We start from the raw sequence: 6068 nt of genomic DNA, 5'->3' as shown, positions 1-6068 counted from the left end.
AAAATAACTACTTGGGACGCTTGGCGCCGTACTTGGAACGGCTCTTGCGACGGTCGGCCACGCCGGACGTATCAAGAGTACCGCGCACGATGTGGTAACGGACACCGGGCAAGTCTTTTACACGACCGCCGCGGATGATCACCACGGAGTGTTCCTGCAAGTTGTGGCCTTCGCCGGGGATGTAGGCCGTAACTTCGATACCGTTGGTCAGGCGCACACGGGCGACCTTACGCAGAGCCGAGTTAGGCTTTTTCGGGGTGGTGGTGTACACGCGTGTGCAAACGCCACGGCGCTGCGGGCAAGCCTGCAGGGCGGGGGTCTTTTTACGCTTCACCACGGCCTTCCGCTCGATGCGGATAAGCTGGTTAATCGTGGGCATTATTTCCCTCCATATGGGATATTGCGCTCAAAAAAAGAGCTTTTTCGAACGACAGGACATAGCGTGTCTGCCAGGTGCTGTCAATAGGCAGGCCCCGCACGGAACACGAACAAAAATTTTATTTTTACACCAAACCCTGGCAGAAAAACAGGCTGTTAGCGTGCAGCCCTTGCCCGCAACCCCGATTTAATGAGGCATGGAGCCAGAAAAAAAATTTATTACCAGCACGCCGAGCACGATAAGCCCAAGGCCAAGGCAGGCGGCAAGATCGAGCTTTTGCCCAAAAAACAGCAGGCCCATGAGCGAAACCAGCACAATGCCAACGCCGCTCCAGATGCCGTAGGATATGCCCATGGGCACAATATCAAGCACCTTTGAAAGCAGAAAAAACGAAATGCCGTAACCAAACAGCGAGGCCAGGGTGGGCAGCAGGCGGCTCATGCCATCCGACTGTTTGAGAAAGGCCGTGGCCGCCACCTCTACCAGAATGGCCCCGCCCAGTTGCAAATACGCTGTGGCGGCAGGATTCATACATACCTCATCAGGGGTCGGGCCGTGCCCGCCCGCAGCAAGTAAGGCGCGGACAACAGGCCACTGCCCGTTGTCCGCGCCGCGAATTCAGACCGGAAACATCAAGGGTCGCAGCCGATTATTCTTCCGTAAGGGCCTCGGCAAAGCGGGCGCGCAGGGCCTGCATTTTTTCCTTGGCATCCAGCAGTTTTTCGGCGCGTTCGCGTTCGCGGGCAACCACATCTGCCGGGGCACGGCTCACAAAGCTCTCGTTACTCAGCTTCATGTTCACGCCCACCACGTCTTTTTCAAGCTTGGCGATTTCCTTGTCCAGCCGGGCCAGCTCGCCATTAAGGTCAACCGCGCCCTTGAGGGGCACAATGACCTGGCAGCCTTCCACCACCGCCGAGGCCGAAGCCTTGGGGGCGTGTACATCAGCGCCGATGGTGAGGTTTTCCAGCCGCGCCAGCGTTGCCATGCACTGGCTGTTGGCCTCAAGCAGCTGGGCCTGGGCCTCGTCCACAGGGTGCAGCATAAGGCTGACCTTGTGGCTGGGGCTGATGCCAAGCTCGGCCTTGATGGTGCGCACGGCCACAATAATGCCCTGAATCAGTTCCATGCGGCCCGCTTCCACAGGGCGCTGGCAGGCGGTGCGCGTTTCGGGGTACAGCTCGCGGGCGATGTCCGTAGCTGTGGCCCCTGCCGCCACGGGCAGCGCGGCCCATATTTCGGCGGTCACAAAGGGGATGATGGGGTGCAGCAGCACCAGCAGTTCGCGCAGGGCCAGCCACAGCACATACTGGGCCTCGGCCTTGCGTTTGGGATCTTCAGACTGCATGTCGGGCTTGATGAGCTCAAGATACCAGTCGCAGAATTCGTTCCACAAAAACTTGTAACCCAGCTGGGCCGCATCGTTGAAGCGGTAGTCGGCCAGGGCCTTGTCCATGTCCTGCTTGACCATTTCAAGCCGGTGCAGCAGCCACTGGTGGTGCAGGCCGGGGACAGATTCCGGGGCCACGGGGGCCGGGGCTTCTTCCGGCAGATTCATGAGGGCAAAACGGGCCGCGTTCCAGAGCTTGTTCACAAAGTGGCGGTAGCCCTCGATGCGTTCCTCTGAAAGACGGATATCGCGCCCCATGGCGGCAAATGCCGTAAGGGTGAAGCGCAGCGAATCGCAGCCGTATTTGCCTATCATTTCAAGCGGATCAATGACATTGCCCGTGGATTTGGACATCTTGCGGCCAGAGGCATCGCGCACCAGGGCGTGCAGATACACATCCTTGAACGGAACCTCGCCCATGAAATGGATGCCCATCATCATCATGCGGGCCACCCAGAAGAACAGGATGTCGAAACCTGTCACCAGCACCGAGGTGGGATACCAGCGGCGCAGATCCTTGGTGTCGTCGGGCCAGCCCATGGTCGAAAAAGGCCACAGGGCAGACGAGAACCAGGTGTCCAGCACGTCTTCTTCCTGCTTGAGCGCGCCGCCGCACTTGGGGCAGACTGCGGGGGCTTCTTCGGCCACCACCATTTCGCCGCAGGCTTCGCAGTTCCAGGCCGGGATACGGTGACCCCACCATATCTGACGGCTGATGCACCAGTCGCGGATGTTGTCGAGCCAGTGATAGTAGGTCTTGAGCCAGGTTTCGGGAAAAATCTTGGTCATGCCGGGCACGGCATCGCGCGCGGCGGGGGCCATCTTGGTGGCGGCCACAAACCACTGGGTGGAAACGTGCGGCTCAACCACAGTGTGGCAGCGGTAGCAATGGCCCACGGCGTGGTCGAGCTCTTCAATGCCTTCAAGCTGCCCGGCGGCTTCGATATCGGCCACAATGCGGCTGCGGCATTCTTCCTTGGCAAGGCCCTGATAGGCTCCGGCCTCGGCGGTCATGACGCCATTTTCGTCAATGGCCTTGAGAAAAACCAGATCGTGCTTTTTGCCCAGCATCCAGTCGTTGTGGTCGTGGCAGGGCGTCACCTTGAGTGCGCCCGTGCCGAATTCGCGGTCAACGTAGGCATCGGCGATAATGGGAATCTCGCGCCCAAGCACGGGAACCACGGCTTTTTTGCCAATAAGGCCCGCGTAGCGTTCGTCTTCGGGATGCACGCAGATGGCGGTGTCACCGGGGATGGTTTCGGGCCGCGTGGTGGCAATGGTGATATGCCCGCTGCCGTCGGCCAGCAGATAGCGCACCTTCCACAGTTTGCCACGGCTCTGCTCGTGTTCCACTTCATCGTCGGCCAGGGCCGTGTGGCAGCGTGAGCACCAGTTGATGATGTAGTCGCCCTTGTAGATCAGACCGTCATTGTAGAGCTGCACAAAAACCTTGCGCACAGCGGCAGAAAGGCCTTCGTCCATGGTAAAGCGCAGGCGCGTCCAGTCAACGGAATCGCCCAGGGCGCGGGCCTGATCAAGAATGCGGTGGCCGTATTCGTCGCGCCATTCCCACACCCGGTCAATAAAGGCCTCGCGTCCAAGATCCTTGCGTCTTTTGCCTTCCTTGGCCAGGGCGCGTTCCACCACGTTCTGGGTGGCAATGCCCGCATGGTCAGTGCCGGGGACCCACAGCACGTTCTTGCCCTTCTGCCGGGCATGGCGGCAAAGCACGTCGATAAGGGTATGGTTGAGCGCGTGCCCTATGTGCAGCGCGCCCGTGACGTTGGGCGGCGGAATGACAATGGAATACGGCTCGCCGGGGGCGTCCGGGTCGGGCGTAAAGGTTTTGTCATCCTCCCAGTGCTTGCGCCACCGGGCTTCAACGTCATGGGGCTCATAGCCCTTGGGTAGCGTATCCGCCATCTTGCTTTCTCCGTAAAAGGCGGCAATACTGCGGCATTATGTTTGCCGCACAGCCAATCTGCATATTATGGGATGCGTCCCACATCTGGGGCCTCATGGCCTGGCGCGCTGTTCGCGCGCTGGGGCTGCCCTGCCGCCTGGTTAAGGGACAAGAAATAGCCGAAGGCGCGTATTTAGGCAAGCCGGGGGCTGCAAGCCCCGATGTCGGCCAGCATCAAGGCGGCGCGGGCGTATCGCTTCTGCTGGTTCCCGGCGGCAATGCCCGCCTCAAGGCAGCGGCCCTCACCCCTGCCGGGCGCGAGGCCGTGCGCCTGTGGGTAGAACGCGGCGGCAACTATCTGGGATTTTGCGGCGGCGCGGGGCTTGCCCTCACCCATCCCAACCCGGCCCACGGCCTCAACCTCTGCCCGTGGGCGCGGGCTGCCTACCCCGAACGCCTCTACCACCTCATTTCTGGGCATGTACGGGCGCATATTACCCCTGGGCACGAATTTTCACCGCAAAGGCTTGATCTGCCAGACGGCACACAAAAGCCCGACAGCCTCACCCAAGGCATGATCTCGGCCTGCATCGGCGCTCGCCGTGCGGCCTTACGCCAGCCCAAGGCCGAGGCCCCGCAGTGCGACTTTTTGCCATCACTGCCGGTATGGTGGCCTGGCCGCTTTGCCCCCGAAAAAGACGAACGTGTGACAGTGCTGGCCTCCTACGGTTTTCCCGACAAGGATTTCTGGCTGGCCGATCTTACCCTGCAAAGCATTCCTTCCAAGGTTTTTTCGCACTGGCGCGATCTGTACGGGGTCAATCTTTCGGCAGATTTTCTTGAAGGCCAGCCCATGGTTGTCAGCGGCCAGTACGGCAAGGGACGCTATGTGCTGAGCTATTCGCACCTTGAAACACCGCACAGCCCCGATGCCAACGCATGGCTGGCCCAGCTGCTGCACAGCATGACCGGCCTTGAACCAAGCCGCGCAGACGTGCCCCTGTGGCAGCTGCGCCACCCCTGCGCCGCGTGGCCCGAAGGCACGGGCGGCCCCCTGCTGGATGCCCTGCGTCACATGCGTGAGCTTCTTGATATGGCCGTGGCTCACCACCTCTTTTTTGCCCGCACGCACTGGCTGTGGGGCTGGCGCACCGGCCTGCCAGGCGCGTCGTGCAACAATCTGCACGCGGCCCTGTGTACGGCGGCGAGCCTTGAGCCCTCGGCAGCGGCCTTGGCCTACTGGCAGCAGAACGCCCCGCGCTTTGCCAAGCTTGAAAGCCTGTTTGCCTCGGTGGCAGAAGAGTACTTTCTGGCCTGCCGCCTGGCAGAAACCCTCTCGCCCACCATGCCCGATGCGGTGGACAAGCGCGGCCTCGACCATCAGCGAGAATCGCTGTTCGGGCATCCCATGAACGGGGGCGGCATTGTTGCCGAACTGCTAGGCATAGTGGAAGAACTGATCTATCTTTCACAGACAGCCACCCCCTGCGATCTGGCCTGAACCTGACGCACACGGGCCCATGCCAGCCCTGCAAAATCCGGCAGCCCCGCGAAATTCGGCAGATCTGGCCCTGGCTGGCCCCAACTGGCCGCTCTGCTGATTGCTGGACGGGGCAACGCATGCGGGTATGAGGGCTTTTTTACCAACCTCAGCACACTGGCCCGTATGTACGCATTCGACCTTGGCTGCACCGGCTACCGGCGCGCCTTTGAAATACAGCAACTGGCGCAGGCCTTTGTGCTGCGGGGCGGCGGCGACATTCTGCTGCTGCTCGAACACCCGCCCACCGTAACCCTGGGCAAAAATTCCGGTCAGGAAAATCTGCCCCCCAACCTCGCGGCCATGTGGGGTACACCGGTGGATGTGGTACACAGCACCCGGGGCGGCAACATTACCTGTCACTTTCCCGGCCAGCTGGTGGCCTACCCCATCGTCAACCTGAAAAAACGCACGGGCGGTGTCAGGGCCTATGTGAACGATGTGGAAGAAACCGCCATCCGCACCGTGCAGCACTTTGGCATCGAGGCGGCACGAAAGGCGGGCTTTCCCGGTGTGTGGGTGGGCAACAGCAAGATAGCCTCGCTGGGCATTGCCGTGCAGCGCCATGTTACCCTGCACGGGCTGGCCATGAATGTGAACAGGGATCTCTCGCTGTTCAACATCATCACGCCCTGCGGTCTCGACGGCGTAACTGCCACCTCGGTGCAGCGCGAGCAAACCGGCCCACCGGCCTGCATGGCAGAGGTGAAAAGCCGTTTTCTCGAGGCCTTTTGCCAAGTTTTTGAGCAGGCCCAACCGCCGCTGCAAACGGCAGAGGACTGCGAAGCCCTGCTTGCGGTGCAGGCTTAGGCTGGCCCGATCCACACTACCACGCCATGGCGGCAGGCCACGCCCT

Annotated in this window: 5 protein-coding genes; 2 read left to right on the top strand and 3 right to left on the bottom strand. The window is 61.2% G+C overall.

Annotation, left to right across the window (positions count from 1 at the left end; all coding sequences use genetic code 11):
* Positions 1 to 7 precede the first annotated feature (7 nt).
* From rpsL to ACE3NW_RS10650, 3 genes are all read right to left on the bottom strand, one after another.
* Complete coding sequence (gene rpsL, locus ACE3NW_RS10660) at positions 8 to 379, bottom strand: 30S ribosomal protein S12 (RefSeq protein ID WP_008683436.1); 372 nt, start codon at positions 377 to 379, stop codon at positions 8 to 10.
* A gap of 186 nt (positions 380 to 565) precedes the next feature.
* Positions 566 to 910: an SMR family transporter gene (locus ACE3NW_RS10655; protein WP_374283196.1), complete on the bottom strand. Its 345-nt coding sequence runs from the start codon at positions 908 to 910 to the stop codon at positions 566 to 568.
* A gap of 118 nt (positions 911 to 1028) precedes the next feature.
* Complete coding sequence (locus tag ACE3NW_RS10650; RefSeq protein WP_374283194.1) at positions 1029 to 3692, bottom strand: valine--tRNA ligase; 2664 nt, start codon at positions 3690 to 3692, stop codon at positions 1029 to 1031.
* Positions 3693 to 3787: 95 nt separating this feature from the next.
* Here ACE3NW_RS10650 and ACE3NW_RS10645 point away from each other — a divergent pair, with 95 nt between their 5' ends.
* Entirely contained in the window at positions 3788 to 5173 is a 1386-nt protein-coding gene (locus ACE3NW_RS10645) for a BPL-N domain-containing protein (protein WP_374283192.1), read from the top strand.
* Positions 5174 to 5338: 165 nt separating this feature from the next.
* Positions 5339 to 6022 carry a lipoyl(octanoyl) transferase LipB gene (gene lipB, locus ACE3NW_RS10640; protein WP_374283190.1) on the top strand — a complete coding sequence of 228 codons (684 nt, stop codon included), beginning with the start codon at positions 5339 to 5341 and terminating at the stop codon, positions 6020 to 6022.
* Positions 6023 to 6068: the final 46 nt, after the last annotated feature.

The sequence above is a fragment of the Desulfovibrio sp. genome (assembly GCF_041907885.1).
Lineage (GTDB): Bacteria > Desulfobacterota > Desulfovibrionia > Desulfovibrionales > Desulfovibrionaceae > Desulfovibrio.
The sequence above is the reverse complement of the archived record's forward strand: the minus strand, read 5'-3'. Positions and strand labels throughout refer to the sequence as shown.

Coding starts and splice junctions, on each gene's coding strand:
- rpsL (WP_008683436.1), bottom strand. CDS start 379: ATGCCCACGATTAACCAGCTTATCCGCATCGAGCGGAAGGCCGTGGTG.
- ACE3NW_RS10655 (WP_374283196.1), bottom strand. CDS start 910: ATGAATCCTGCCGCCACAGCGTATTTGCAACTGGGCGGGGCCATTCTG.
- ACE3NW_RS10650 (WP_374283194.1), bottom strand. CDS start 3,692: ATGGCGGATACGCTACCCAAGGGCTATGAGCCCCATGACGTTGAAGCC.
- ACE3NW_RS10645 (WP_374283192.1), top strand. CDS start 3,788: ATGGCCTGGCGCGCTGTTCGCGCGCTGGGGCTGCCCTGCCGCCTGGTT.
- lipB (WP_374283190.1), top strand. CDS start 5,339: ATGTACGCATTCGACCTTGGCTGCACCGGCTACCGGCGCGCCTTTGAA.